20 protein-coding genes are annotated in these 24,650 nt (G+C 64.2%); 11 read left to right on the top strand and 9 right to left on the bottom strand.

The window, feature by feature from the left end; translation table 11 throughout:
- Positions 1 to 774: 774 nt before the first annotated feature.
- Positions 775 to 2,496, top strand: coding sequence for an ORC1-type DNA replication protein (locus E2L06_RS00250; protein WP_138777500.1), 1,722 nt, complete (start codon positions 775 to 777; stop codon positions 2,494 to 2,496).
- A gap of 194 nt (positions 2,497 to 2,690) precedes the next feature.
- On the opposite strand, the gene E2L06_RS00255 is transcribed toward E2L06_RS00250, so the two are convergent.
- Entirely contained in the window at positions 2,691 to 3,641 is a 951-nt protein-coding gene (locus tag E2L06_RS00255) for a S26 family signal peptidase (protein WP_138777502.1), read from the bottom strand.
- A gap of 48 nt (positions 3,642 to 3,689) precedes the next feature.
- Positions 3,690 to 4,568, bottom strand: coding sequence for a S26 family signal peptidase (locus E2L06_RS00260; protein WP_138777504.1), 879 nt, complete (start codon positions 4,566 to 4,568; stop codon positions 3,690 to 3,692).
- Between the two features lie 138 nt (positions 4,569 to 4,706).
- On the opposite strand from E2L06_RS00260, the gene E2L06_RS00265 reads away from it, so the two are divergent.
- Positions 4,707 to 6,272: a DNA-directed DNA polymerase II small subunit gene (locus E2L06_RS00265; protein ID WP_138777505.1), complete on the top strand. Its 1,566-nt coding sequence runs from the start codon at positions 4,707 to 4,709 to the stop codon at positions 6,270 to 6,272.
- A gap of 70 nt (positions 6,273 to 6,342) precedes the next feature.
- Positions 6,343 to 7,266 (top strand): amidohydrolase family protein, encoded by a 924-nt coding sequence (locus E2L06_RS00270; RefSeq protein WP_138777507.1) that lies wholly within the window; start codon positions 6,343 to 6,345, stop codon positions 7,264 to 7,266.
- 6 nt (positions 7,267 to 7,272) lie between these two features.
- On the opposite strand, the gene E2L06_RS00275 is transcribed toward E2L06_RS00270, so the two are convergent.
- Positions 7,273 to 7,728: a hypothetical protein gene (locus E2L06_RS00275; protein ID WP_138777509.1), complete on the bottom strand. Its 456-nt coding sequence runs from the start codon at positions 7,726 to 7,728 to the stop codon at positions 7,273 to 7,275.
- A gap of 254 nt (positions 7,729 to 7,982) precedes the next feature.
- Here E2L06_RS00275 and E2L06_RS00280 point away from each other — a divergent pair, with 254 nt between their 5' ends.
- The 3 genes from E2L06_RS00280 to E2L06_RS00290 all read left to right on the top strand — a co-directional run bounded on the left by E2L06_RS00280 (position 7,983) and on the right by E2L06_RS00290 (position 11,200).
- Positions 7,983 to 9,161, top strand: a complete 1,179-nt coding sequence (locus tag E2L06_RS00280) for an aspartate kinase (protein ID WP_138777511.1) — start codon at positions 7,983 to 7,985, stop codon at positions 9,159 to 9,161.
- 138 nt (positions 9,162 to 9,299) lie between these two features.
- A complete protein-coding gene (locus E2L06_RS00285; protein WP_212750758.1) occupies positions 9,300 to 9,710 on the top strand; it encodes a hypothetical protein in 411 nt (136 codons plus the stop codon).
- 143 nt (positions 9,711 to 9,853) lie between these two features.
- Positions 9,854 to 11,200 (top strand): tryptophanase, encoded by a 1,347-nt coding sequence (locus E2L06_RS00290; RefSeq protein WP_138777513.1) that lies wholly within the window; start codon positions 9,854 to 9,856, stop codon positions 11,198 to 11,200.
- A 22-nt stretch (positions 11,201 to 11,222) separates the two neighbouring features.
- Here the strand turns inward: E2L06_RS00290 and E2L06_RS00295 are convergent, their stop codons facing one another.
- The 4 genes from E2L06_RS00295 to E2L06_RS00310 all read right to left on the bottom strand — a co-directional run bounded on the left by E2L06_RS00295 (position 11,223) and on the right by E2L06_RS00310 (position 13,458).
- Positions 11,223 to 11,588, bottom strand: coding sequence for a hypothetical protein (locus tag E2L06_RS00295; RefSeq protein WP_138777515.1), 366 nt, complete (start codon positions 11,586 to 11,588; stop codon positions 11,223 to 11,225).
- A gap of 72 nt (positions 11,589 to 11,660) precedes the next feature.
- Positions 11,661 to 12,077 carry a GNAT family N-acetyltransferase gene (locus E2L06_RS00300; RefSeq protein WP_138777517.1) on the bottom strand — a complete coding sequence of 139 codons (417 nt, stop codon included), beginning with the start codon at positions 12,075 to 12,077 and terminating at the stop codon, positions 11,661 to 11,663.
- A 3-nt stretch (positions 12,078 to 12,080) separates the two neighbouring features.
- Positions 12,081 to 12,329, bottom strand: a complete 249-nt coding sequence (locus E2L06_RS00305; RefSeq protein ID WP_138777519.1) for a ubiquitin-like small modifier protein 2 — start codon at positions 12,327 to 12,329, stop codon at positions 12,081 to 12,083.
- A 61-nt stretch (positions 12,330 to 12,390) separates the two neighbouring features.
- Positions 12,391 to 13,458, bottom strand: coding sequence for a polymer-forming cytoskeletal protein (locus tag E2L06_RS00310; protein WP_138777521.1), 1,068 nt, complete (start codon positions 13,456 to 13,458; stop codon positions 12,391 to 12,393).
- Between the two features lie 164 nt (positions 13,459 to 13,622).
- Here E2L06_RS00310 and E2L06_RS00315 point away from each other — a divergent pair, with 164 nt between their 5' ends.
- Complete coding sequence (locus E2L06_RS00315; RefSeq protein WP_138782465.1) at positions 13,623 to 14,621, top strand: replication factor C small subunit; 999 nt, start codon at positions 13,623 to 13,625, stop codon at positions 14,619 to 14,621.
- Positions 14,622 to 14,668: 47 nt separating this feature from the next.
- On the opposite strand, the gene E2L06_RS00320 is transcribed toward E2L06_RS00315, so the two are convergent.
- Positions 14,669 to 16,231: a PAS domain-containing protein gene (locus E2L06_RS00320; protein WP_138777523.1), complete on the bottom strand. Its 1,563-nt coding sequence runs from the start codon at positions 16,229 to 16,231 to the stop codon at positions 14,669 to 14,671.
- Between the two features lie 241 nt (positions 16,232 to 16,472).
- Between E2L06_RS00320 and alaS the strand changes: the two genes are divergently transcribed.
- The 4 genes from alaS (at position 16,473) to E2L06_RS00340 (ending at position 22,340) form a co-directional block, all read left to right on the top strand.
- On the top strand, positions 16,473 to 19,250 hold the full coding sequence (gene alaS, locus E2L06_RS00325; RefSeq protein WP_138777525.1) for an alanine--tRNA ligase: 2,778 nt from the start codon (positions 16,473 to 16,475) through the stop codon (positions 19,248 to 19,250).
- Between the two features lie 78 nt (positions 19,251 to 19,328).
- On the top strand, positions 19,329 to 20,114 hold the full coding sequence (locus E2L06_RS00330; protein ID WP_138777527.1) for an alpha/beta fold hydrolase: 786 nt from the start codon (positions 19,329 to 19,331) through the stop codon (positions 20,112 to 20,114).
- A gap of 59 nt (positions 20,115 to 20,173) precedes the next feature.
- Positions 20,174 to 21,382, top strand: a complete 1,209-nt coding sequence (locus E2L06_RS00335) for a class I adenylate-forming enzyme family protein (RefSeq protein ID WP_138777529.1) — start codon at positions 20,174 to 20,176, stop codon at positions 21,380 to 21,382.
- A 217-nt stretch (positions 21,383 to 21,599) separates the two neighbouring features.
- A complete protein-coding gene (locus E2L06_RS00340) occupies positions 21,600 to 22,340 on the top strand; it encodes a type 1 glutamine amidotransferase (RefSeq protein WP_138777531.1) in 741 nt (246 codons plus the stop codon).
- Positions 22,341 to 22,427: 87 nt separating this feature from the next.
- Here E2L06_RS00340 and E2L06_RS00345 read toward each other — a convergent pair whose 3' ends face one another.
- A complete protein-coding gene (locus E2L06_RS00345) occupies positions 22,428 to 24,614 on the bottom strand; it encodes a 4Fe-4S dicluster domain-containing protein (RefSeq protein WP_138777533.1) in 2,187 nt (728 codons plus the stop codon).
- Positions 24,615 to 24,650: the final 36 nt, after the last annotated feature.

Consider the following 24,650-nt stretch of genomic DNA (forward strand, 5'->3'; position numbering starts at 1 on the left):
TAACGAATGCGGTTATCTACTAGTGTTAGATGGTCCGAGAAAGCGTTCTAGTAGTATCTAGTAAGAAATAACAGCCTTCTAGTAATATTTTCTGTTCTGCTAGTTCTACGGTTACTGTTTCTGGTCGCCCATTGTAAAACCTGCTCTTCTAGAACACCCTCTCACCTCCTCCCCCTCTGTGAGCAGTTCCACTCGAAACGAAGGGGTGGGGGGGTACAGATGTCGTCGATCCCATTGAGATTAAATCCCAAGCAACTCCCCTCTACGGGTACTAGTAGCTAACAACACGATCTTTCCACTGTGACTGATCTCCTGGGTTTCCGGCCATCGGAATCGATTCTCATACTGCCGGACCGAACGACGTGACGCCGGTCGCATGTATCCAGCCGTCACCTGCGGGGACGGCCGTAAATTCGCGACCGGCTTCGTATTGACTGCTGTCCAGTAGTATCATTTCTCGTCGCCCCTCGAGCCGTCGACCGCAGAAACGAACTAGCCACGTTCTACCTATTTGTTCATCTGAATCAGTTCATCTGAATTACCAGCGAGACGTACGCTCGTGCACGTATCTAAATTATATCGAGCATCGTTCCGGCACGAGATGAAGGGAACGGAAGACTTTATTAGCGTGGTTTTCCTCTGTTTCGTTTGCATCAACTGGACCCGCATCGGATATCTGGACTCGTGGATTCACCTATGAAGCCTATCAGACCACGTGATTCCTGATTCCCGGCTCGGCACTCCACACGAAATAAGGGGGCCTGTGTACGACGGATGTCAGACGATTCAGAAACCGCAGATTCGGACGAGGTTGAAATCGACGGAACGAGGGGGTTCTCGGCGAACTTCGAGAACACCGATCTCGGCGACGAGGAGTCGAACCAGGGGTTGTTCGACGACCTCCTCAGCGGTGAACCCATCTTCGAGAACAAGGAAGTCCTCCGCCCGTCCTATACGCCACACGAACTGCCCCATCGGAGCGACCAGATCAACAAGATGGCGACCATTCTCGTGGCCGCCCTTCGGGGCGAAACGCCGTCGAACATCCTCATCTACGGTAAAACCGGCACCGGCAAGACCGCGAGCGCGAAGTTCGTCAGCAAGGAACTCGAGAGCACCTCCCAGAAGTACAGTGTCCCGTGTGACGTCGAGTACATCAACTGCGAAGTCACCGATACGCAGTATCGCGTGCTCGCACAGCTGGCGAACAAGTTCATCGAAAAGAACGAAGAACGGATCGACGAGCAACTTTCGACCCTCGAGTCGCTGCTCGACGCCATCGACGAGTACGACGCGACCGCCGATGCTCGCGAGCCGGCGGTTCCTGACCGGGCCGACGAGCAAACGGCATCGGACCCGTTCGAGTTCGCAGTCGAGGACGCGACGGAACACGACACCGATAGTTCGTCTGGAGACGGTATCGAGCCCGAATCGGACGATTCTCCACCTGAAGCAGGGGGGTCTGCGGACGCGACCGAGCCGTCAGCAGCCGCTCCCAAGACCGATCCGGCCGCGCTCCCGTCGGACCATCCGCTCGCATCGTCGCCGTTCGAGAGCCGCGAGGCGGTCGAAGCCCGGATCGACGAACTCGAGGCCGACAGAGAGTCCTTCGAGGAAGTCCCGATGACCGGGTGGCCGACCGACCGTGTCTATAGTGTCTTCTTCGACGCCGTCGACTACGACGAGCGGGTCGTCGTCATCATGCTCGACGAGATCGACAAACTCGTCGAGAAAAGCGGTGACGATACGCTCTATAACCTCTCGCGGATGAACTCCGAACTCGAGAACTCGCGAGTCTCGATCATCGGCATCTCGAACGACCTCAAGTTCACTGATTTCCTCGACCCGCGCGTCAAATCCTCGCTCGGTGAGGAGGAGATCGTGTTCCCACCGTACGACGCGAACCAGTTGCGGGACATCCTCGAGCATCGCTCGAATGTCGCGTTCAAGGAGAGTGCGCTCTCCGAGAACGTGATCCCGCTGTGTGCAGCGTTTGCAGCACAGGAACACGGCGACGCACGTCGCGCGCTGGATTTGCTTCGCACCGCCGGTGAGCTGGCCGAGCGCTCTCAGGCCGAAACGATCGTCGAGGAACACGTCCGACAGGCCCAGGACAAGATCGAACTCGACCGCGTCGTCGAGGTCGTCCGGACGCTGCCGACCCAGAGCAAACTCGTGCTCTTTGCGATCATCTTACTCGAGAAAAACGGCGTCCACAGCATCAACACGGGTGAGGTGTTCAACATCTACAAGCGTCTCTGTGAGGAGATCGACGCCGACGTCCTGACCCAGCGTCGGGTGACGGATCTCATCAGTGAACTCGACATGCTCGGCATCGTCAACGCCGTCGTCGTCTCGAAGGGGCGGTACGGTCGGACCAAAGAGATCAGCCTCTCCGTGCCACTCGAAGAGACGGAGGCCGTGTTACTGAGCGATTCCCGGCTGAGCGATATCGACGACGTCCAGCCGTTCATTCAGGCTCGGTTCGAGAACTGACGAGTAACGCGCCCCCGATACCGCGGTCGTGTTCGTTTGGTGTCGACCGCTTAGTCGCGTCGACCTCGAGGAACTCCGTTCGGCTCGCGAGAGCACCGTTCGCTGCCGCCGTTCATACCCCTCGATTTCCACTCGAGAATCCGGAAGACGACGGATAGCACAGCTGACGACGTGGAGTGGGTCGCTGTTGCAACTTAGGACCGATACCGACCCGCAACCAGTGCGATACTGCCGCCGGCGACGCCAGCGATACCGGCGAGCTCGCCGTTCGACTCGAAACCGGACGCGGGACCGGCGGGTGTCATCGCTCCCGGCTCCGGCCGTGTGTCTGCCAGCTGGCTCGAGGGTGCCGGCGGCACGATCATGCCCCCAAAGAGTCGGTCGACGGTCAGTCGGACGTGGCCGAGCCACGGGATCCGGTACTGTGCTTTGCCGGTGACCCATTCGGGCTTGACGATGCCGGTGTCGGCACCGCCACCCGTTTGATCGTAGCCGGGATTGTGGTCTCCTTTCGTGATGAACCCGGCGTACGGTGCGGGACAGTTCGGGAGGTCCTGACAGGTTGCGTCGCCGACGATTTCCTCGCTGGCTTTCGTCTCGACCCAGCGTTCGTTCTTTTCGACCCAGAAATGGGCGCGATGGATCACCGGTGTCGCCGCGGAGTTGCCGTTCGGCCTGAAGACGATGACGTCGCCGGGATTGCCGAACTTGGTGTAGTCGTTCGTCTGGCCGCGCTCGAGGGTGACGACGCCGGTGTCCCCGATTGCGCTATCGCCGACGAATCGGTCTTCCTCGACGACGAAGATGAGGTCCCCTCTGTACATGTTCGGCTCCATACTGCCGCTCTCGACGGCGACGAGTGGCGGCCAGATGCCGCTGACGCCGAACAGGAGGAGCGCAACGGCAGCGACGATAGCGACGCTGCTCAAGATATCCCGTGTCACCATGACGGTCTCGTCGTTGGTCTTGAAGAACCAGCGAACGAGTCCGTCGTCTTCGATGGTAACGTCGTCGGAGTCGGAGTCGGACGCAGTCGATGCAGGCTCCGGTGGTGGCGTCTGGGGACTACCGGCGGGGTCATCCGACTGGTCGCGATCGTCATCGCCGGAATCGTCGGGGGGAGCCCCGGAGCGAGAGCCGCTCATCGTCATCCGTTTCGCCGGGCCCGAAAATTAACTTTCTGTTCGCACAGGCTACGGGTCGCGCGTTTCGGCGGCCGTCCCGTACCAGATGAGCGCGAGCACGCTGCCAATGGTGGCGGCGATGACCGGGCCGATGCCGACGACCGAACGGATCGAATCGACTGCCAGTCGAATCTCCCCGACCCATGGAACTCGAACCATCGCCTTGCCGGTAACCCACTCGGTGCTGACGACGGTCGTATTCGCACCTGACCGCGGTACCTGATCGTAGGCCGGATTCGCGTCGCCTTTCGTGATAAACCCGTCATGGGGTGCCGGACACGACGCGAGATCGGAACAGGTCGCACCGTTTAGATACGCGGGTTCGGCCTTCGTTTCGACCCACCGTTCGCCCTGTTCGACCCGAAACTGGGCGCGATGGATCGTCGGCGTCTTCGTCGGATCTCCGTTCGGCAGGAAGATGATGACGTCGCCCGGCTTTCCGAACCGCTCGTACTCGCTCTCGTGGCCGCGCTGGGCAGTAACGATGCCGGTTCCTGCCACGGCGCCATCGCCGGCGAACCGCCCCTCGTCGACGATGAACACGAGATCCCCTTGTTCGATACCTGGGTCCATACTGCCGCTCTCGACGGCGACGAGCGGCGGCCAGGTACCGCCGATCCCGACCAGCAGACTGCCACCGATCACGATGATCGCGACGATCGTCACGAGGTCTCGAACTGCGACACCTGCTCGACTGTCGCTCTCGAGAAGCCACCGGACGACCCCGTCCTCACCGATCGTTACCGCGTCGCGCCTCGCTTTCGCTCGCGAAGCGACCTCCTCTCCGTGCGGTTCGTGACCCGACGCGGCGTCCGTCTCCGATCTCGAGGTTGTGTCTCGCGAATCGGATCGAGCGCGGTTCCGCTCGTCGGTCTCGGGACCGTCCATTGGTGTTCGATTTCGCCGAACTCGGCATCAACCTTCCGGCACTCTTGCCGCGACTCCCGGCTATTGCGACTCGCTCACGCGGGGCGATGCGACCGCTGATCCGCTACCCTTTTTGTGCCCCTCGCGAATGCGAAGCGTGTGCCACTCGAGGCCGCCGCCCGACTCGTGAGCGAACTCACGAGCCGGGGCTACAACGCCGAACGAGAGGCGGTAACGCGGCTCACGGCGGCCGACGATCCACGTGCGGCCCTCGAGCGCGTGCTCGAGGACATCCCGGACGATGCGCTGGTCGTCCGGGCCGATCACGTGGAAGCAGCGCTTGCCGCACCCGACGCCGGCGGTTCGACTCGATCCGACGACTCCGCGACGGGCACGTCGGCCGACTCAACCGCCTCCGTTTCAAGTGGAGCCAATTCGACACGAGAACGCGACTCTCCCGGTCGCTCTCCAGTCGAAACGGAGGGGTCAAGACCGGCCGAGCGATCTGCCGACCCCGCGCTCCGTTCGCTCGAGATCACTGGCGATATGACCGGCGAGAGCACCGGGACCGGCGAATACAGCGACTTCGTCTCCGTCTTCCGGGACCGGCTCGATCGGCTCGGCGCGAAACTGCGAAGCCGCGTGAATCACCGCCCGGCGACGGCCATTCAGGCGATGCCCGGCGGCAGCGAGGCCGCGATGGTCGGGCTGGTCAACGATATCCGCTCGACTGCCAGCGGCCACTGGCTGATCGAACTCGAGGACGCGACCGGGACCTTTCCGTGGCTCGTGATGAAAGACCGCGAGTATGTTGACCTCGTCGACGAGTTGCTCTATGACGAGGTGCTCGCGATGGAGGGGACCTTAGCGGACGATTCGGGGATCGCCTTCGTCGACTCGATGTACTTCCCCGACGTCCCCCGAACCTACGAGCCCTCGACCGCGGATCGCCACGTCCAGGCGGCGCTGATCAGCGACGTCCACGTCGGTAGCCAGGAGTTCATGGAAGACGCCTGGAACGCGTTCGCCGACTGGCTGCATACCGAGCAAGCCCAGCACGTCGAGTACATGTTGTTGGCCGGCGACATGGTCGAAGGCGTCGGTGTCTACCCCGATCAGGACGAGGAACTCGACATCGTCGACATCTACGAGCAGTACGAGGCATTCAGCGAACACCTGAAGAAAGTGCCCGGCGACATCGAGATCGTCATGATCCCCGGCAACCACGATGCGGTCCGCCTCGCGGAACCACAGCCGGGATTCGACGAGGAACTCCGGGAGATCATGTCCGCTCACGACCCACAGATCGTGAGCAACCCCTCGACGGTCACGCTCGAGGGCGTCTCCGTGTTGATGTACCACGGCGTCTCGCTGGACGAAGTCATCGCGGAACTGCCCGAAGAGAAGGCCAGCTACGACGACCCGCACAAGGCGATGTACCACCTGCTCAAGAAACGCCACGTCGCACCCCAGTTCGGGGGCCACACCCGGCTGGCTCCCGAAGAGCGAGACTACCTCGTGATGGAGGAGGTCCCCGACATCTTCCATACTGGCCACGTCCACAAACTCGGCTTCGGGAAGTACCACAACGTTCTCGCGATCAACTCCGGCTGCTGGCAGGCCCAGACGGACTTCCAGAAGAGCGTCAACATCGACCCCGACGCCGGCTTTGCGCCGATCGTCGACCTCGACACGTTAGACGTGACCGTCCAGAAGTTCAGCTAAGACGACACGAATCGCCGCCGGCGGTACACCTATTCGTCACGATCCCGTCAGCGACTGTCACCCGATCCATATGTCTCCTTCCGACCACCGAGTCGCCGCCGAGACCCGCGAGACGGCGTTTCGTCCCGCGATCGACGCCCACACGCATCTGTTTCCCGAACGGCTCGCCGCCGCGATCCGACGCTCGCTCAGCGATGAGACCGACTGGGAGTTTTCACATCCCGTGACCCGGCCGGCGATCGAAGACGTCCTCCAGTCTGCCGGTGTCTCCGCCTCCGTCGCACTTCCCTACGCCCACGAGCCTGACCTCGCGCACGAACTCAATACATGGCTCTGCGAGCAGGCCGACTCGTCGGACATGCTGATCCCGTTCGCGACGGTCCATCCCGACGACGAAGACGTCGCTGCCGTCGTCCGAGACGCGTTCGAGGCGGGCGCTCGCGGCCTGAAAATTCATTGCCCAGTCCAAGAGTGTCGACCCGCAGATTCACGCCTCGAGCCCGCCCTCGAGGTCGTCGCGGAGTACGATCGCCCGATCACCTATCACGGGGGGACGGCACCGATGTTCGAGGACAGCCCGTACGTCGGTTTCGACGCCTTCGCCGAACTGGTTGAGTCCTATCCGGCGCTTCGCGTCTGCTGTGCACACATGGGGACCTACGAGGTCGAGGCGTTTCTCGACCTCGCACGTGACCACGAGTCCGTGTATCTCGATACGACGTTCGCGATGTCGACGTCGGCCCCGGAGACGATGGGGTTCGATCCGTCCTCGATCGCCGACGAGACGTTCGTCGAGCTCTCGGAGTCGATCATGTACGGGTCGGACTTCCCGAACATTCCGTACCCCTATCGCAACGAACGGGCGGGGCTACTCGCTCGCGATCTGCCACGGGAAACGATGCGAGACGTCTTCTATCGGACGACGATCGACTATCTCGGTCTCGAGTCCGAGCCAGACCTCGGAGAGACGACGGAGACTGCGGACGGCGGCTGAATCGGGTCAGTTGGTGCTGTAGCTCGCGGGCTCGAGTCGAAACCGTACCGTCGGTGCGCCGTTGAATCGGGGGCCACGGCCGCGTCGTTCGAAGCCGAGTTCGTCGGCGGCGCGCTCGATCGCGGTGGCATCCTGTGCTGCAAGCACTTCGACGGCCATCGACTCGCGTTCGGCAAAGCGAACCGGCTCGGCCAGCAGCCGTTTGCAGGCGTCGTTCGTCCCGTCGAGTTGGGTGACGTGAACGGTGTCTTCGCGCGCGTCGAAGCTAATGAATCCGAGTAGATCCTCCGGATCCGAGCCGTCGTACTGTGTGTTCCCGAGATCCGCGTTGGGATCGTGGCTCCCGTCCTCGGCGACGCGCACTGTGCGATCGTGGACGAGATTTCGCATTACGTCCGTCGGAGAGTCGGCGATCGACGCGAGCGCGTCGGCATCGGCCTCGAGTGCGTCACGTACGTTCATCGACGTATGGTAATGCTGCGCACAACAGTGAATGTTACCCCCACCGTCCCAACCGCGCGCTGTGGGCGCTCGTTGTCACCCCGACAGCGGACGGGCCGTAAGCGGGGAGACAATCGGTGGTTTCGAGACGCGACCGTCGACAATTGGACGGATGGTAAAAATAGGAACGATGGGACACAGTTATCTGCCCGCTCTGGTAACGACTCGAGTATGAGTCACAGCATCGCACTGCGGGCCGTCTGTGAGGTGTCAGCATGCGCGTCGTAGCCAAGTTCGGCGGAACGAGTCTCGGCAGCGGGGATCGGATCAACCGTGCCGCGGACTCGGTCGCCGCCGCCGTCGAAGACGGCCACGAGATCGCCGTCGTCGCCAGCGCGATGGGGTCGACGACCGACGAACTGCTCGACGAGATCACCTTCGAGACCGACGATGCCGACCGCGCCCAGATCGTCAGTATGGGCGAGCGGACGTCGGTCCGAATGCTCAAGGCCGCGCTGTCGGCTCGCGGGATCGACGCGACCTTCTTAGAGCCTGGCAGCGAGGAGTGGCCGATCGTCACCGACGAGTACGGTGAAGTCGACGTCGAGGAAACCCAACGGCGCGCCCAGGAAGTCGCAGCTGAGATGGACGGGACGGTGCCGGTCATCACCGGGTTCCTCGCAGAGGGCCCCGACGGCTCGATTACGACGCTCGGCCGCGGTGGCTCCGACACCACGGCCGTCATGATGGGCAAGTACATGGACGCCGACGAGGTCGTCATCGTCACCGACGTCGAAGGCGTCATGACCGGTGACCCGAACGTCGTCGAAGGGGCCCGCAACGTCGGCGAGATTTCCGTCGACGAACTCCGGAACCTCTCGTTCCGCGGGGCCGAAGTCGTCGCACCCTCCGCGCTGTCGTACAAAGACGGCGGCCTCGACGTCCGCGTCGTCCATTACCAGCACGGCGATCTGCTCTCCGGTGGGACGAGCATCGAAGGCGAGTTCAAGAACCTCGTCGACCTGCGCGAACGACCGCTGGCCTGCCTGACCGTCGCCGGCCGCGCGATCCGCAACCAGCCCGGAATCTTCAACCACCTCTCGAACTCGCTCGCTGAAAGCGAGATCAATATCGACGCCGTCGCCAGCGGGATGGACACCGTCACGTTCTACATCGACGAAGAGGAGGCCGAACGCGCCGAGAACATCCTCCACCGCGAGGTCATCGCGCGTGACGAACTCTCGAGTGTCACCGTCGACTCGCCGGTCGCCGTCGTCCGCGTCACCGGCGGCGAACTCCCCAACCAGCCGGGGATCATCAGCGAGATCGTCAACCCCCTCGCCGAGGCTCGGATCCAGCTCAACGACATCATTACCAGCGCGACCAGCGTCGCGCTCTTTGTCGACTGGGACGACCGCGAGGAGACCCTCGAGCTCACTCAGGACCTGTTCTGACCGGGCCGTTCGGCCCGCGTTCAGTTCCCGATAGCTGACTGATTTCTCGCCGTGAGAGTCATATCGACGAACGTATTCACTCCGTAATACAGCGGTAGCGCGTTCGTAACGAAGGTGGATGGTGGGAACACTCCAGCCATGAGTACCGATCCGACAGTCACGGAGGTCTTCACGGAGATCGACCCCGACCCGGACGCGATCCTTGCAGCCCACGACGCGGACGATCCCGACGCGCTTCTCGCGAGCGGTGGCGAGCACGACCCGAGTACCGACGAGGCGGTTGACGCCGACGACGTGACGGCAGCGGACGTCTTCGCGGACCTGCAGGCGGCCGCACACGAGGTGACGGGGGACGCGACCGACCGGAGTGACGACCGCGCTCGCAACGACGGGTCCGACGACGGGTCCAACCTCGAACTCGTCGGCCCGGGGCCGACCGAGACGAGAATTTCGTCCGATGCGTTCGGGGTCGGGTCCGACGCCGGAACCGGAACCGCGACATCCGATTTCTGCTGGGTTGGAGCTGGGACCGTCGATACGAGACGGTGATTCGATCGGATTGCTCGCTCGAGCCGTGCGACCGACGAACCCGTCCACTGGCGGACGGAGTTGCACCCCGGTCGTCGAATCGGTCCGACGGCACCCGGTTTTTCTCACTCGATTTGAACTGGTCGGCCGTCGAGGGGATCGATATGGTCGCGTACAAATCGAAGATGGTCGAGCGGATTTCTCTCCCCTCGCGAGACCAGCGAGAACGAGCCCTCGAGGCGGCCGGCTACAACGTCTTCAACCTCGACGCTGAGTCGGTGTTCGTCGATTTGCTCACCGACAGCGGGACGGGCGCGATGAGCGATGCCCAGTGGGCCGCGCTGATCAGAGGCGACGAGGCCTACGCGGGGTCGCGCAGCTTCGACCGGCTCGAGTCGGCCGTTGCGGACGTGATGGGGTTCGACCACATCGTGCCGGCCCACCAGGGACGCGGCGCCGAGAACGTCCTCTATGGCTCCATGCTCTCGGCAGGTGACGTCGCGCTCAACAACACGCACTTCGATACGACTCGCGCTCACGTCGCAAACCAGAACGCCGACCCGGTCGACTGCCCGGTCCCGGACGCACACGACCCTGACGCGGACGCGCCGTTCAAGGGGAACCTCTCGCTCGAGCGGGCTCGCTCGATCGTCGACGAGGTCGGCGCTGAGCGGGTGCCGCTCGTGATCCAGACGGTCACGAACAACTCCGCAGCGGGCCAGCCGGTCAGCGTCGCGAACACTCGTCGCGTCCGTGAGTTCGCCGACGAGATCGACGCGACGTTCGTGATTGACGCCTGCCGGTTCGCGGAGAACGCCTACTTCGTCACGCAGCGCGAAGCTGAGTTCGCATCGGCGACGGTCGCCGAGGTGGCTCGCGAGCAACTCGGCTACGCCGACGCGGTCGTCATGAGCGGCAAGAAAGACGGGCTGGCGAACGTCGGTGGCTTCGTCGCGACCGACGACGAGTCGCTGTTCGAGCAGTGCAAACAGCGCGCGATCCTCTACGAGGGGTTCCCCACCTACGGTGGGATGGCCGGCCGCGACGTCGCCGCGCTGGCCGTCGGCCTGCGCGAGGCCGTCGAGGAGTCGTACCTCGAGGACCGAATCGCGAGCGTCCGCGACCTCGGGTCGCGACTCGCCGAGGTCGGCATCCCGGTTTACACGCCGACGAGCGGCCACGCGGTCTATCTTGACGCCGGGGCCGCGTTCCCGCACATACCCGACGACGAGTTTCCGGGGCAGGCGCTGGTCTGTGAACTCTACCGCGAAGGCGGGGTCCGGGGGGTCGAACTCGGGAGCTTCGCCTTTCCCGAGACCGACCGGCCCGAACTCGTCCGGCTCGCGGTGCCGCGTCGCACCTATCACCGCGAGCACTTCGACCATGTCGTCGAGACCGCCGCAGCCGTCCTTGAGGATCGCCGCGACGTGGCCGGATTCGAGATCGTCTCTAATCCCTCGATGCCGGAACTTCGTCACTTTACGGCATGCCTCGAGCCGTCTCCAGCCTAAATCGAACCCGAACGCAACCGCGCTACAGGCTCGCGAGAACGCCGCGGGCGCGATCCCGCAGCGTCGGTTCCGGTTCTGGTTCCGACCGACCGAGTTGTTGCTTCGCGATCGATCGCAGTCCCGATCGTGCGGCCTCCGATCGCATCGCGTCGGCCATCCAGTCGGGAACCTGTGACTCGAGTTCCTGTCGCTTCTGGGCTTTCATCTTGCTGAACCGGCGCAGCGCCAGGCCAGCGCCGAGAAACAGGCCGGCGTCGAGCAACTCGCGCCGGAATCGATCCCGGTCGCGGCGGACTGCGATCGCTTTCACCAGCGAGAGCGCACCGATCGCCAGATAGACCTTCGAACGCTTCGACGGATCGCCGCTGAGCATCCCTTGGAGCGCCATGCGAGGGTGGCTACCACGTTCCGCCGGATAAAACTCCGCTAGCAGAAGACGAGGAGTCGGCGTGACTCCCGGTCAGGCACGATCCGTCGTGAGCACGCCGTGATGGCGCTGCTCGTCGATCGGCTCGATCGAAAATCCAAGTCGCTCGTAGAACGGACGGACGCCATCGTCGAAGCGGGCCGTGAGTCGGCCTTCGCGCTCGAGGGCCGTCTCGATCAGTGCCGAACCGATTCCGCGCCCTCGATGGCGACGCCGGACGCCGACCGCGCCGACGTGGGCTCCCGACTCGCGTTCTAAGGGCTCGAGGACGACCGTGCCGAGAATCCGAGCAGTGTCGCCGTCACGCGCCGACCCACCGCGTCGATCGCCGCCGACGAAGACGTTCCTGGCGTCGATCCGTTCCTCGACGTCGCCAGGCTCGAGCATCGCGGCGTCGAGGATGCGTCGCACCTCGAGGGTATCGTCGGGCGTGGCTGTGCGGACGAACACGGATTATCCTCCTTTGATCAGGCGCAACACTGTCACGTGATCGTTCTCGACAGGTTGGTCCTCGGGGACCGGACGGCCGTCGACGAGGACGCTTACCTCGTGGGGACTCAATTCGATCGCACGCAGGAGGTCGGCGTACGTCGGCGTCACCTCCGTAGTGGCCGCGTCGGACCCATTGGACGCGTCGGCGGCCACCGTCTCGAGCTCGAGTTCGTAGGTGTCTTCACCTTTGACGTCGACGGTGACGTGCATACGCCGCGTTACGACGCGACGGTCTTGAGCACGTCGCTCCAGTCGTGTCGCTCCACTCACGTCAGTCCGCCGGCGCCTCGGTTGGGCCGGTGTCGGCTCCTCGGCGGCCGTACAGCGCGCGAGCGATCGCGCCGAGACCGAGCAGGAGGACGAACAAATTGATTACGTCACCGACGATCGGCACCAGGGTGAGTGCAGCGCCGATCAAGAGGCCGACGATAAGTGCGAGCCAGCGGTTGCCCAGGCCGACCAGCGAGAGGATCCACGCAGCGACCGCGAAGAATCCGTAGATAGCCCCGATCCACAGCAGCAAGGCGAAGACCAGTATCCCGATGAGCGACAGCGGGATGCCGACGATGGTGATCGCGAGCGCGATGAGCAGGAGCGGTATGCCGACGAACACCCCCAGTCCGACCAGTCCGGTTCGAATTGGCCCCCTCGCGACACGATCGGCAACACGGTCGGAAAACCGCGGGAAGAGTGCGAGTAGTATCGCACCGAGCAGGAGATTCACCACGAAGGAGTAGACAGCGAACAGCCACGACGCAAACGGCTGGACCGTCGGCGCGACGTCGACGCCGAGCGCGGGATCCTCTTCGATGTCGCCCGCGACCGCGTCGGTGTTGCCCTCGAGGTCGCCGTCGTAGCGGAGATCGCCCGCGATCGTGGCCGTCTCGCCCAGTCGAATCGTCTCGGCGCCGATCTCGGCGTCACTCCCGATGGTCCCATCGATGACGACGGTCCCGGCGCCGGCCGTGAACGTGCCGTTGACGGTGCCGTTTTCGGCCACCGTCACGCTCCCCGCGCCGACCTCGACGTCGCCGTCGACGGTGCCGGCGATCGTCACGCTCCCCGCGCCGCCTTCGAGGTTCCCGTCGACCTGGCCGGTCTCCTCGATTCGGACGTCACCACCGGCGGCACTGACGTCGCCGGTGACGGTTCCGCGGACGATGACGGTTCCGCCGACGGCCTGCAGGTCGTCGACCGTCTCTCCTTCCTCGACGACGACCGTCCCGCCGGCCTGGGGGGCGGACTGGCCGGCGACGACCGCCGGGACGGTGCCGATGACGACGACGGCGATCAGCAACGCGACGACGAACTGTGGCCTTCGGTTTCCCCTTCCTCTCATGTGGCTTCGTTCCACGAGCAGGACCAAAAACGTGTTAGCATGGTATCAAGACCTGTGTCGGTTCGCTGTCGACGGTGTCTGCTGGTGATGGCGCGCTCGAGCGGGCAGTCGACTGCCAGCGCGACCTTCGGGCGATTTATCTTGCGGCCGCACCTTCGACCGGTATGAGCGAGGCCGAGGCCGACGCCGAGGCGGCGGGGCCCACCCCCGGGAAGACGGAAGTCTGGATCGAGAAGTACCGGCCGGAGCGACTCGACGAGATCAAAGGCCACGAGAACATCGTCCCGCGGCTCAAACGCTACGTCGAGCAGGACGACCTCCCCCATCTCATGTTCGCGGGGCCTGCCGGCACCGGCAAGACCACGGCCGCACAGGCCATCGCCCGCGAGGTCTACGACGACGACTGGCGCGAGAACTTCCTCGAACTCAACGCCTCCGACCAGCGCGGGATCGACGTCGTCCGCGACCGCATCAAGGACTTCGCGCGCTCGAGTTTCGGCGGCTACGACCACCGCATCATCTTTCTCGACGAGGCCGACGCGCTCACCTCCGACGCCCAGTCGGCGCTGCGTCGGACGATGGAGCAGTTCTCGAGCAACACTCGGTTTATTCTCTCGTGTAATTACTCGAGTCAGATCATCGATCCGATCCAGTCGCGATGTGCGGTCTTCCGGTTTACCGAACTCTCCGAGAACGCAATCGAGGCCCAGATTCGGGAGATCGCCGCCACCGAAGACATCGCGGTGACCGACGACGGCGTCGACGCGCTGGTGTACGCGGCCGACGGCGACATGCGCAAGGCGATCAACGCCCTGCAGGCCGCGGCCGTCATGGGCGAGACCGTCGACGAGGAGACCGTCTTCGCGATCACCGCCACCGCTCGTCCCGAGGAGGTCGAAGCGATGGTCGAGTACGCCATCGACGGCGACTTCACCGCCGCCCGCGCCGCCTTAGAGGACCTGCTGACCGACCGCGGACTCGCCGGCGGCGACGTCATCGACCAACTGCACCGCTCCGCGTGGGCGTTCGACATCCCCGAGCAAGCGACTGTCCGCCTGCTCGAGCGCCTGGGCGAGGTCGACTATCGAATTACTGAAGGCGCAAACGAACGGCTGCAACTCGAGGCCATGTTGGCGTCGCTGGCGCTCGAGGACGACGCCTAATACTGCCGGACAGAACGACGTGACGATCGGTCGCGCTGCTGCGGCCGTCACCGGTGGAGACGGCCACGAATTCGCGACCGACGTCGTCTTGACTGCTGTCCGACAGTATAAATTCCGGGTAGCGCCCGTTCGCCGTCGGCAACACCGCGACACACGACGGCGACTTGACCGTTGTCCTCGACGATATCGACGCTCCAGCCGTGCATATCGGCGATGCGCTCGACAGCCCCGACGTCGTCGGCACCGTCAAGCACAGCCGAGTGGCTGGCGACCCGTTCCGTCGCGTCTGGCTCCGTCTCGAGCGCATCGACGGCTTCGGTGTCCGCCTCCGGATCGTACTGTGTGAGACAGAAGCCGTCGTCGGTCACGCCGACGACGACGGCCGGTACTGTCTCGTCGTCGACGACGAGCCGAAACAGGTGCTCGAACAACTCCCGCAGCCGTGCCTTGTTTGCCTCGAGGATGCGATCGGTCGCGTCCCGCGTGACGAGTCGCGTGTCGCCGGTGTCGACGCTAATCCAGGCTTGTCGTGCGATGTCGTGGACGCCGACGGGCTCGGTATTGACGAGTGTCTCGTCTCCCTCGGCGATCGCAGCCAGTCGCTCGAGTGCTGCTTCGACGCGCTCCTGTGCGTCCGCAACGGTCGCGACGTGGTCGCTCTCACCGGTGTCGGCGGCGAGCCCGAGGTGGCCGCGAGCGACGTTCAGCGACAGCCAGATGTCGTCCTCGAGTAGATCGGTGATCGCCTCGAGCCGCGCGTCGGCGGCGGCCCGCGCTCGTCTACAGCGATGGCGCTCGGTCACGTCGTGATAGACGAGCAGTCCGCCTGGATTGGCGTCTACGTTCGCACCGGCGTCGCTCGCGGCCGGTTCGAGCGGTTCCAGCGTGACCAGAAAGTCGCGGATGCCGTCGTCCGTGTCGTGGCGACGTTCGAACTGGTGGCGTTCGCCCGCCCGCAGCGCCTCGCGCAGCGTCGTTCGGCGATGCTCGAGGCCGGATGGGACGAGCCACTCGTCGACTGGCTCGCCGACGATGTCGACCGGCTCGATGTCGAAGACCGCGGCGATGGCGTCGGTGGCCGCTCGAACGATGGGGTCGCCGTCCTCGAACTCGTACCACACGGCCGGGTCCGGGATGGCCGCAACGAGTGTCCGGAGCCGGTCGCGCTCCGTGTGGTTGGATGTTTCGGCGTCGGCGTCCGTCCGCGACCTATCACGACAGATCCACTCGATCTCGTCTGCGAGGTGGACGACGGCGTCGTCGGTATCGCTGCGGACGTAGCCGTCGATGCCGCCGGTCGAGCGTGCGGCCGCCGGTGTGAACGAACTGTCGGTAAAGAGGACGAGCGGTGTCGAGCCACAGGCCTCGACCACATCGAGCAGACTCGAGCCCGCTGCTGTCGTCGGCGTCTCGGCGAAGACGACGCAGTCGACCGTGGGTGCCCAGTTGCGTATCTGTTCGATCTCGTGTGTCGTCGTCGATCGAACCGACCGCTCGTGGCCGTCGCTCTCGGCGTTCTCGAGTCGTTCGGCGCCGTCGCTGGCCGTCGCCTCGTGGCCGGCGAGATAGAGGATCGTTCGCTGTCGCGTGGTCGCTTGCAGTTGTGTCATTCGTTCGAACAGCCGAGATGCTATCAGCCGTGAATACCCGACCGCGCCCCGCGTGCGATCGGCGTCCGAATCGTGTGGCTGGCCGTCTACGCCATACGTCGTTTCTATTACCCCTTAAAAATTTACTGGCCGATCCGACGGCGACGGTAGGACAGCGGTAACTGTCATTGGATAGCTGCCGATTGGTTCGCGGCCGCGGTTGCGGAACTGTTTTACGCGCTGCACGGGCAATAGACGCGTAATGAGCGAACTAGAGGAGGAGTACCGCCTCGAGTACTTCGAGGAGGAAGGATTCGAGCGCAAGGAGTGCCCGAAATGTGGCGCTCACTTCTGGACGCGCGACCACGACAGGGAGACCTGTGGGGAGCCGCCCTGCGAGGAGTACGGCTTCATCGACAACTCGGGGTTCGCCGACGAGTACAGCCTCGAGGAGATGCGCGAGACCTTTCTCTCCTACTTCGAGGATCACGAGCACGAACGTATCGAACCCTACCCGGTCGCGGCGAACCGCTGGCGTGACGACGTCTTGCTGACCCAGGCGTCGATCTACGACTTCCAGCCGCTGGTCACGAGCGGCGAGACGCCGCCGCCGGCGAACCCGCTGACGGTCTCCCAGCCCTGCATCCGAATGCAGGACATCGACAACGTCGGCAAGACCGGTCGACACACGATGGCCTTCGAGATGATGGCCCACCACGCGTTCAACACGCGCGAGGACGTCGACGAAGACGAGTACGCCTACCACGGCGAGGTCTACTGGAAGGACCGCACCGTCGAACTCTGTGACGGCTTTTTCGACTCGCTGGGCGTCGATCTCGAGGAAGTCATCTACATCGAGGATCCGTGGGTCGGCGGCGGCAACGCCGGGCCCGCTATCGAGGTCATCTATCGGGGCGTCGAACTCGCGACGCTCGTCTTCATGTCCCTCGAACAGGACTCCGACGGCGAGTACGAGATGAAAGACGGCAACCGCTACAGCCCGATGGACACCTACATCGTCGACACCGGCTACGGGCTCGAGCGGTGGACCTGGGTCTCCCAGGGGACGCCGACGGTCTACGAGGCGGTCTACCCCGACATGATCGCCTTCCTCAAGGAGAACGCCGGTCTCGAGCACACCGACGAGGAGGAAGAGCTGATCTATCGCGCAGCGAAGCTCGCGGGCCACATGGACATCGACGAGGCCGAGGACATGGAAACTGCCCGCGGCGAGATCGCGGCCGAACTCGACGTCGACCCCGCCGAACTCGAGGACCTGATGGAGCCCCTCGAGGACATCTACGCCATCGCGGACCACTGCCGGACGCTGGCGTACATGCTCGGGGACGGCATCGTCCCCTCGAACGTCGGGACCGGCTATCTCGCGCGGATGGTCCTCCGGCGCACCAAACGGCTCTGTAACACCGCCGGCGTCGACGCGCCGCTTGACGAACTCGTCGACATGCAGGCCGAACGTCTCGAGTACGAGAACCGCGACACGATCCGTGATATCGTCCGGACCGAGGTCGAAAAATACCGCGAGACGCTCGAGCGCGGTGGTCGCCGGGTCGAGACGATGGCCGAGGAGTACGCCGACAAGGGCGAGCCGATCCCGACCGAGGAACTGATCGAACTCTACGACTCGCATGGCCTCCAGCCGGATATGGTCGAGGAGATCGCCGCGGACGCGGGTGCCGAGGTCGACGTGCCCGACGACTTCTACAGTCTCGTCGCAAAGCGCCACGACACCCCCGAAGCGGTCGCCGAGACCGACGAGGGCGAAGACGAACGCTTTGAGGATCTCCCCGAGACGGAGAAACTCTACTACGACGACCAGCAGCGCACGCAGTTCGAGGCGGTCGTCCTCGATGTCTTCGAGCGCGAAGAGGGCTACGACGTTGTTCTCGACCAGACGATGTTCTACCCCGAAGGCGGTGGCCAGCCTGCGGACGCGGGCACGCTCTCGACCGACGACACGACCGTCGAGGTCGAGGACGTTCAGATCGAAGACGGCGTCATCCTCCACCGAACCGACGAGAACCCCGGCAAGGGAGAACTGGTCAACGGCCAGATCGACGGCGGCCGGCGCCGGCAGTTGATGCGCCATCACACGGCGACCCACATCGTCATTCACGCCACTCGGCAGGTCCTCGGCGAGCACATCCGGCAGGCCGGTGCCCAGAAGGGCGTCGAAAGCTCTCGGATCGACGTTCGCCACTACGACCGCATCAGCCGCGACGATATCAAGCGGATCGAGAACCGCGCCAACGAGATCGTCATGGACAACACGACGGTCACCCAGGAGTGGCCCGACCGCCACGACGCAGAGGCCGAACACGGCTTCGACCTCTATCAGGGCGGCATCCCGCCGGGCGAGCAGATCCGGCTGATCCACGTCGACGAGGACACCCAGGCCTGCGGTGGCACCCACGTCGCCCGCACCGGCGATATCGGCGCGATCAAGATCCTCTCGACCGAACGCGTCCAGGACGGCGTCGAACGGATCACCTTCGCCGCCGGCGAGGCCGCCATCGAGGCGACCCAGGAGAAAGAGGACGCCCTTTACGAGGCTGCCGAAATTCTCGACGTCTCACCCGAGGCGGTCCCCGACACCGCCGAACGCTTCTTCGAGGAGTGGAAGGACCGCGGCAAGCAGATCGAGGACCTGAAAGAACAGCTCGCCGAAGCCCGCGCTGGCGGCGGTGGCAGCGGCGAGGAAGTCGATGTCGGCGACGCGACGGCCGTCATCGACCGGATCGACGCCGACATGGACGAACTGCGCGCGACCGCCAACGCCCTCGCCGAAGACGGCAAGATCGCCGTCCTCGGAAGCGGAGCAAGCGGTGCCCAGTTCGTCGTCGCTGTGCCCGACGACGTTGGCGTCAACGCCGGCGAAGTCGTCGGCGAACTCGCTTCGAAGGTCGGCGGCGGCGGCGGTGGCCCGGCGGACTTCGCACAGGGCGGCGGCCCCAACGTCGACGATCTCGACGGGGCGCTCGAGGACGCCCCAGAGGTCCTGCGTCAGATCCTGAACGCCTGAGCCCGTCGACACGATTATCCCCGACGACTCGCATCGAAACCGACCCCTTCTTTCAGCGCTCGTCCCCTCGAGTCACCCATGCCGACTGCATCGAACGGATCGGTCTCGCTGTACTACGACCGCGCAGGCGAGGGTGCGCCCGTCGTCTTCGTCCCCGAGGCGGGCCTCGGCGGCTGGCTGTGGGGGTGGCAACACGCCGCCGTCGCTGGTCCCTACGAGGCCGTCGTCTGGGACCTTCGGGGAACCGGCCGATCGGACGCGCCACCCGGCCCCTATAGCCTCGAGACGCTCGTCAATGACCTCGAGGCAGTGCTCGCCGACTGCGAGATCCGCAACGCCCACCTTGTCGGCTGTGGCCTCGGCGGCGCAATCGCACTCGAGGCGGCCCGGACCTCGAATCGCGTCGCGACGCTGACGCTGTTCGGCACTGCTGCGCAGGGATCGGACTTCGATCTCGAGCCCTTGTTCGCGCCGCCGGATGATCCCGACGCGCTTCGCGAGTCGCTTTTTGCGGGCCTCTCCGAGGACTTTCTGGCGGCCCAGCCCGGCGTGTGCGACGGCATCGTCGACTGGCGGGCCGATGGCGATGCCGACCGAAACAGCTGGGAGGCTCAGGTCGCAGCGCTCGCGGACTTCGATGCGAGTGATTGGCTGGTCGAGGTGACCCAGCCGACGCGGGTGTTCCACGGTGGGGCTGATGAACTGGTGTCGCCTACAGCCGGACAGGAGCTAGCCCAGGGGCTTCCCCGCGGCGAGTTCCACGACTTCGAGGGGGCGGGCCATCTCTGCTTCATCGAGCGCTCGCGGACGGTCAACGATCTGTTGCTCGGGTTTCTCGAGGGCCAGACGGACGACGACGAGTAAGCCGGCTAGCTCACGCGTCCGTGCTTGCGACTGACCCCCTATCTACTACATACTCGAGGGTGGGAGCGACTACCGTGACGCTCTCGCTGGCGCGGCGGGCTGACCACTTCCCGGATCGGACGGCGGTCGTCGACATCTCCGAGCGGCGGCTGCACGCCCCCACGGAGACGATCCACGAGGACCGCGTCTCCTACGAGGAACTGTCGACGATCGCGGAGCGGACGGCCGAGCGACTCGCCGCACGCGAGGTCGAGGCCGGCGATACGGTCTGTCTCGTCACGCGAAACCGGGTCCCTGCGCTCGCGCTGTGTTTCGCCTGTCGACGGCTCGGCGCGACGTTCGCACCGATCTCGCACCTGCTGACGCCGGCTACCGTCGAGCGTCCCTTCGACGTCATAGAGCCCGAGCTCGTCGTCGCCGAGGCGGCCCAGCGCGACCTGGTGCGATCGATTCCGTTCGATCGGGTCGTGACGCTTGAGGAACTGGCCGAGACCGAGGGCGAACCGGTCGACCGCGGCGAGCGACCGACGGACGCGACGCCGGCGCTGGTGCTCCACGGTGAGACCGGCCGCCCGGTCGCCGGCTATTCAATCACCGCCATCGAGCAAAACTGCATCACGGGCGTCGTTGCGTGGGGCCTTGCCGCCAACGACGTCGTGCCGCTCACGACGCCGCTGTCGACCGCCGACGGCCTCGTCCGCGTCGCGCTGTCGGTGCTCTACGTCGGCGGCACGCTCTTGCTCGACCGCGCGTTCGATCCCGGCGACGCTACGACCGCGATGGCCGCGGCGGACGCGACGCTCCTGTGCGGCCGCGAACGGGCGATTCGTGATATCGCGGCCGAATCCGGATTCGACGACGCGGTCGACTCGCTCAAGCGCGTCGTCTGCGAGGGGCCGATCGACGACGAGGCGGTCGCGGCCTACCGGGACCGCGACGTTCCAGTTGCACCGGTGTACGGCCGCCTCGAGTGTCCGACCGCCATGAGCGGCGGGTTCGACACCGACCCGTCAGGTTTCGATGCCGACAGTGCTCCCGTCGGTCGCCCGGTGCCAAGTTGTCGCGCCCGTCTGGTCGACGAGGCGGGGACAGTTCTCGAGGGTGCTGCCGATGGGCAGTTACAGCTGTCGGGGCCGATGCTCGCCGACGGCTACATGGACAGTGCCGAAACTGACGCGGCTGCCGATCACGGTCGGTTCGTAGATGGCTGGTTCCACACTGGCGACCGGTTCCACCGCGACGGGGACGGATCCTATCAGTTGCGGTGATACGGTTTGTTGTACCGATGTACTGGTGCACCCGCAGGACGGTCGCTGGTGCGCCGGAACCCACTGACAGGACCGTATCAGTCCGGCGAGCCGATCGCGGCTGGGCTCCGTTCGCTCGACTTGCCGCCGAGACGAACCACGATCGGGATGTCGGTGCTCATGGCAATGTCGGCACTGTACACAAGGCCTATTTTCATTGAGTTACCACTAGGCTGCAATGAGTCACCTTCGAATCGCCGTCCTGAACGCGGCCCATCAGGACAAGAACACGACGCGGAACTTCCGGCGCGAACTCGACGCCTCGCTGGCGGAGTTCGACGCCACCGACGGGACGGTCCCCGACGACTTCGACTACGACGGTGCCGTTGTCACTGGCTCCCGGTCGTCGGTCTACTGGGACGACGACTGGATGCGTCCCGTCAAGGAGTGGGTCGCCGAGGCGATCGACCGCGGGATCCCCTTCCTCGGCGTCTGTTGGGGCCACCAGCTACTGGCCGAGGTCCTCGGGGGCACCGTCGACGACATGGGCGTCTACGAGGTCGGCTACAGCGAGATCGAACACACCGGCGACTCGCGGCTGTTCGACGGTATCGACGAGACGTTTACCGCCTTTACAAGCCACTCCGACGCGGTCGTCGACCTCCCTTCTGGGGCCGACCCCCTCGCCAAAAACGAGTACTCGAACCACGGCTTCCGCAAGGACCGCGTCTTCGGCGTCCAGTTTCACCCCGAGTACGACAGCAAGACCGCCCGGGAACTCGTCCACCGCAAGGACCTCTCCGAGGAGCGCCTCGAGTCGATCCTCGCCGAGATCACCGAAGAGAACTATCAGCAATCGTGCGAGGCGAAACTCGTCTTCGACAACTTCCTCGAGTTCGTCCGCGAAGTACAGACCGAAAACGTTGCATCCGGGGCCGAGAGTCACGACGCGGCGACTCGAGCCAGCGGCTCCGACTGAATCGTTCGGTGTCTCACGAATCGATCACGCTCGAGCCACGTCACGAAACCGTGGTCGAAAGAGCCGTCGGGGAAAAACGGATCGTCGTTACTCGGCTGCGACCTCGACCTTTGCTTCCTCGGTCTTGCCGATGGCTTCGACGATGAGTTCAGCGACGTCGACGATTTCGATGTCGTCCTCATAGCCGCCGGTTTTGCGGCCGTCCTCGTACATCGTCATGCACATCGGACAGGCGACGACGAACTTCTCGACGCCGCTGCCGGCGTCGGTGTCCTCGAGCGCCTCACGAATCCGTTCCTCACTCGGTTTGGGCTCTTCTTCGAAGTCCATCCAGAGGCCACCGCCACCGCCGCCACAGCAGAAGGAGTTGGCGCGGTTGCGGGGCATCTCGTCGAGTTCACAGCCCGTCGCTTTAATGAGTTCGCGGGGGGCCTCGTACTCGTCGTTGTATCGGCCGAGATGACACGGGTCGTGGTAGGTGACCGTGTAGTCGAGTTCCGTTCCCGACAGCTCGAGGTGACCCTCGGAGACGAGTTCTTCGACGGCCTGAGTCCAGTGAAGAACGTCAATTTCGCCGTCTGCGTTCCATTGCTCGTCGTACTCGAAGGGCATCATCGGGTCGTCGGCGAACTCCTCGAAGTCGACCTCGGGGTACTCGTTTTTGAACGTGTTGTAGGAGTGGGGGTCCGTACAGACGATCGTATCGAACTCGCAGTCTTCCCAGGTCTCGACGTGGTGGCCGGCGAGTTCGATGTAGAGGAACTCCTCGCCGACGCGACGGATGTCGTTGCCGTCGAACTTCTCGTCGTCGAAGAGGATCCCGAAGCTGACGTCGGCCTCTTTGAGAATGGTCGCCAGCGACCGCGCGACCTGCTTGTTGCGCTCGTCGTAGCTCGGGAAGTCACCGACGTACCAGAGGTAGTCGACTTCCTCCTCGCGGGCGTCGGACACGTCGAACTCGAGGTCGTCGGTCCAGTCACCGCGATTCCGTGGAGAGTCACCGAAGGTGTTGCCGTTTTGCATGACGTTCTGGAAGACGTCCTGCATGCTCGAGTCGATGTCACCCTGATCGGTGAGCTGACGGTTGAGCCGGGTGAAGCTCTTGAGGTGCTCAATCTCGACGGGACAGGCGTCCATACAGGCCATACAGGCCATACAGGACTCCATCGTCTCAGCGTTGATCACCGAGGTGCCGCCGTCGGCGACGATCGGCTGTTCCTCGCCACCGGCGTCGAGCTCCTCGCGATAGGATTTTAGATCGAGGATGACGTTACGCGGATCCAGCGGGCGATCGGAGGCCTTGGCGGGACAGACCGACGAACACCGGCCACACTTGGTACAGGCGTCTTGGTCCAGCAACTCTTTCCAGGTGAAGTCGTCGATGGACTCGGCGTTGGTCGCGTCCAGATCCGAGGGGACGTTGGGCAGCCGTTTCCCGGCTTTTTCGTCGCGGGTGACGACGTTCGCAAAGGACGAAAGCATGTGGAACGGCTTGGCGTAGGGGATCCACGCGATGAAGAAAAACGCAACCAGCGAGTGGGTCCACCACGCGAGCCAGTGGAGGTTCTCGACGTTGAGTCCGGCTCTGTTGAACCCGGCCTGGGCGGGGCCGAGCGTCGCCAGCCCGACCGCGTCGAAGCCAAGCGCCATCCCGTAGGCGACGAAGCTGACGACCTCGTGGTCGGGAATCCCGGCGCTGTAGACGCGCAGTCCCTCGAGCAGGAAGCCACCGATGCCGAGAGCGAACAGCGTCCAGATGAACAGATCGTCCTCGGCGGAGGTGTGACGATCCCAGAGGCGGTGGTTGCGGACCCAGTAGCGCCGGTAGAGGGCCATGCCGATGCCGACGACGAACAGCAGCCCCATCGCATCGACCATGAACTGGTAGGCCAGATAGAAGTCACCGTTCCAGAAGGAGATATGGAGCAGCTTCTTCGCGGCGTACTCTTCGACCATCAGGATGGAGGTTGCGATAAACAGCGTCAGGAACCCCCAGAGAATAAACGAGTGCATCAACCCGCCGTAGAGGTCCCTGTTGAACTGTTTCTCGTTCGAGAGGACGATCTTGGCTGCGCTCACGACGCGCCGTTGGAGCTCGTCGAGGCGAGGGAGCGAATCGCCGTCACCCTGTGTGTACCGAGCGAACCGGCGGTAGACACCGTAAGTAAAGACGGCAACCGTCACGAACGCAAGGAAGTAAAACACCGCGTACTCGACGCTGGTGATTCCCCAGTACGTCTCCCTTGCGACGTCTGCCTGTGCTAACGTATTCATGCACAATGAGGTGGTGGGCTGAGACTTAATTCTTGT

It is taken from the genome of Haloterrigena sp. H1, assembly GCF_005938085.1.
Classification (GTDB): Archaea; Halobacteriota; Halobacteria; order Halobacteriales; family Natrialbaceae; genus Natrinema.

Excerpts from the sequence above, each read along its gene's own strand:
- E2L06_RS00250 (WP_138777500.1), top strand. The coding sequence starts at position 775 with ATGTCAGACGATTCAGAAACCGCAGATTCGGACGAGGTTGAAATCGAC.
- E2L06_RS00255 (WP_138777502.1), bottom strand. The coding sequence starts at position 3,641 with ATGAGCGGCTCTCGCTCCGGGGCTCCCCCCGACGATTCCGGCGATGAC.
- E2L06_RS00260 (WP_138777504.1), bottom strand. The coding sequence starts at position 4,568 with ATGGACGGTCCCGAGACCGACGAGCGGAACCGCGCTCGATCCGATTCG.
- E2L06_RS00270 (WP_138777507.1), top strand. The coding sequence starts at position 6,343 with ATGTCTCCTTCCGACCACCGAGTCGCCGCCGAGACCCGCGAGACGGCG.
- E2L06_RS00275 (WP_138777509.1), bottom strand. The coding sequence starts at position 7,728 with ATGAACGTACGTGACGCACTCGAGGCCGATGCCGACGCGCTCGCGTCG.
- E2L06_RS00280 (WP_138777511.1), top strand. The coding sequence starts at position 7,983 with ATGCGCGTCGTAGCCAAGTTCGGCGGAACGAGTCTCGGCAGCGGGGAT.
- E2L06_RS00285 (WP_212750758.1), top strand. The coding sequence starts at position 9,300 with ATGAGTACCGATCCGACAGTCACGGAGGTCTTCACGGAGATCGACCCC.
- E2L06_RS00290 (WP_138777513.1), top strand. The coding sequence starts at position 9,854 with ATGGTCGCGTACAAATCGAAGATGGTCGAGCGGATTTCTCTCCCCTCG.
- E2L06_RS00295 (WP_138777515.1), bottom strand. The coding sequence starts at position 11,588 with ATGGCGCTCCAAGGGATGCTCAGCGGCGATCCGTCGAAGCGTTCGAAG.
- E2L06_RS00305 (WP_138777519.1), bottom strand. The coding sequence starts at position 12,329 with ATGCACGTCACCGTCGACGTCAAAGGTGAAGACACCTACGAACTCGAG.
- E2L06_RS00310 (WP_138777521.1), bottom strand. The coding sequence starts at position 13,458 with ATGAGAGGAAGGGGAAACCGAAGGCCACAGTTCGTCGTCGCGTTGCTG.
- E2L06_RS00315 (WP_138782465.1), top strand. The coding sequence starts at position 13,623 with ATGAGCGAGGCCGAGGCCGACGCCGAGGCGGCGGGGCCCACCCCCGGG.
- E2L06_RS00320 (WP_138777523.1), bottom strand. The coding sequence starts at position 16,231 with ATGACACAACTGCAAGCGACCACGCGACAGCGAACGATCCTCTATCTC.
- alaS (WP_138777525.1), top strand. The coding sequence starts at position 16,473 with ATGAGCGAACTAGAGGAGGAGTACCGCCTCGAGTACTTCGAGGAGGAA.
- E2L06_RS00330 (WP_138777527.1), top strand. The coding sequence starts at position 19,329 with ATGCCGACTGCATCGAACGGATCGGTCTCGCTGTACTACGACCGCGCA.
- E2L06_RS00340 (WP_138777531.1), top strand. The coding sequence starts at position 21,600 with ATGAGTCACCTTCGAATCGCCGTCCTGAACGCGGCCCATCAGGACAAG.
- E2L06_RS00345 (WP_138777533.1), bottom strand. The coding sequence starts at position 24,614 with ATGAATACGTTAGCACAGGCAGACGTCGCAAGGGAGACGTACTGGGGA.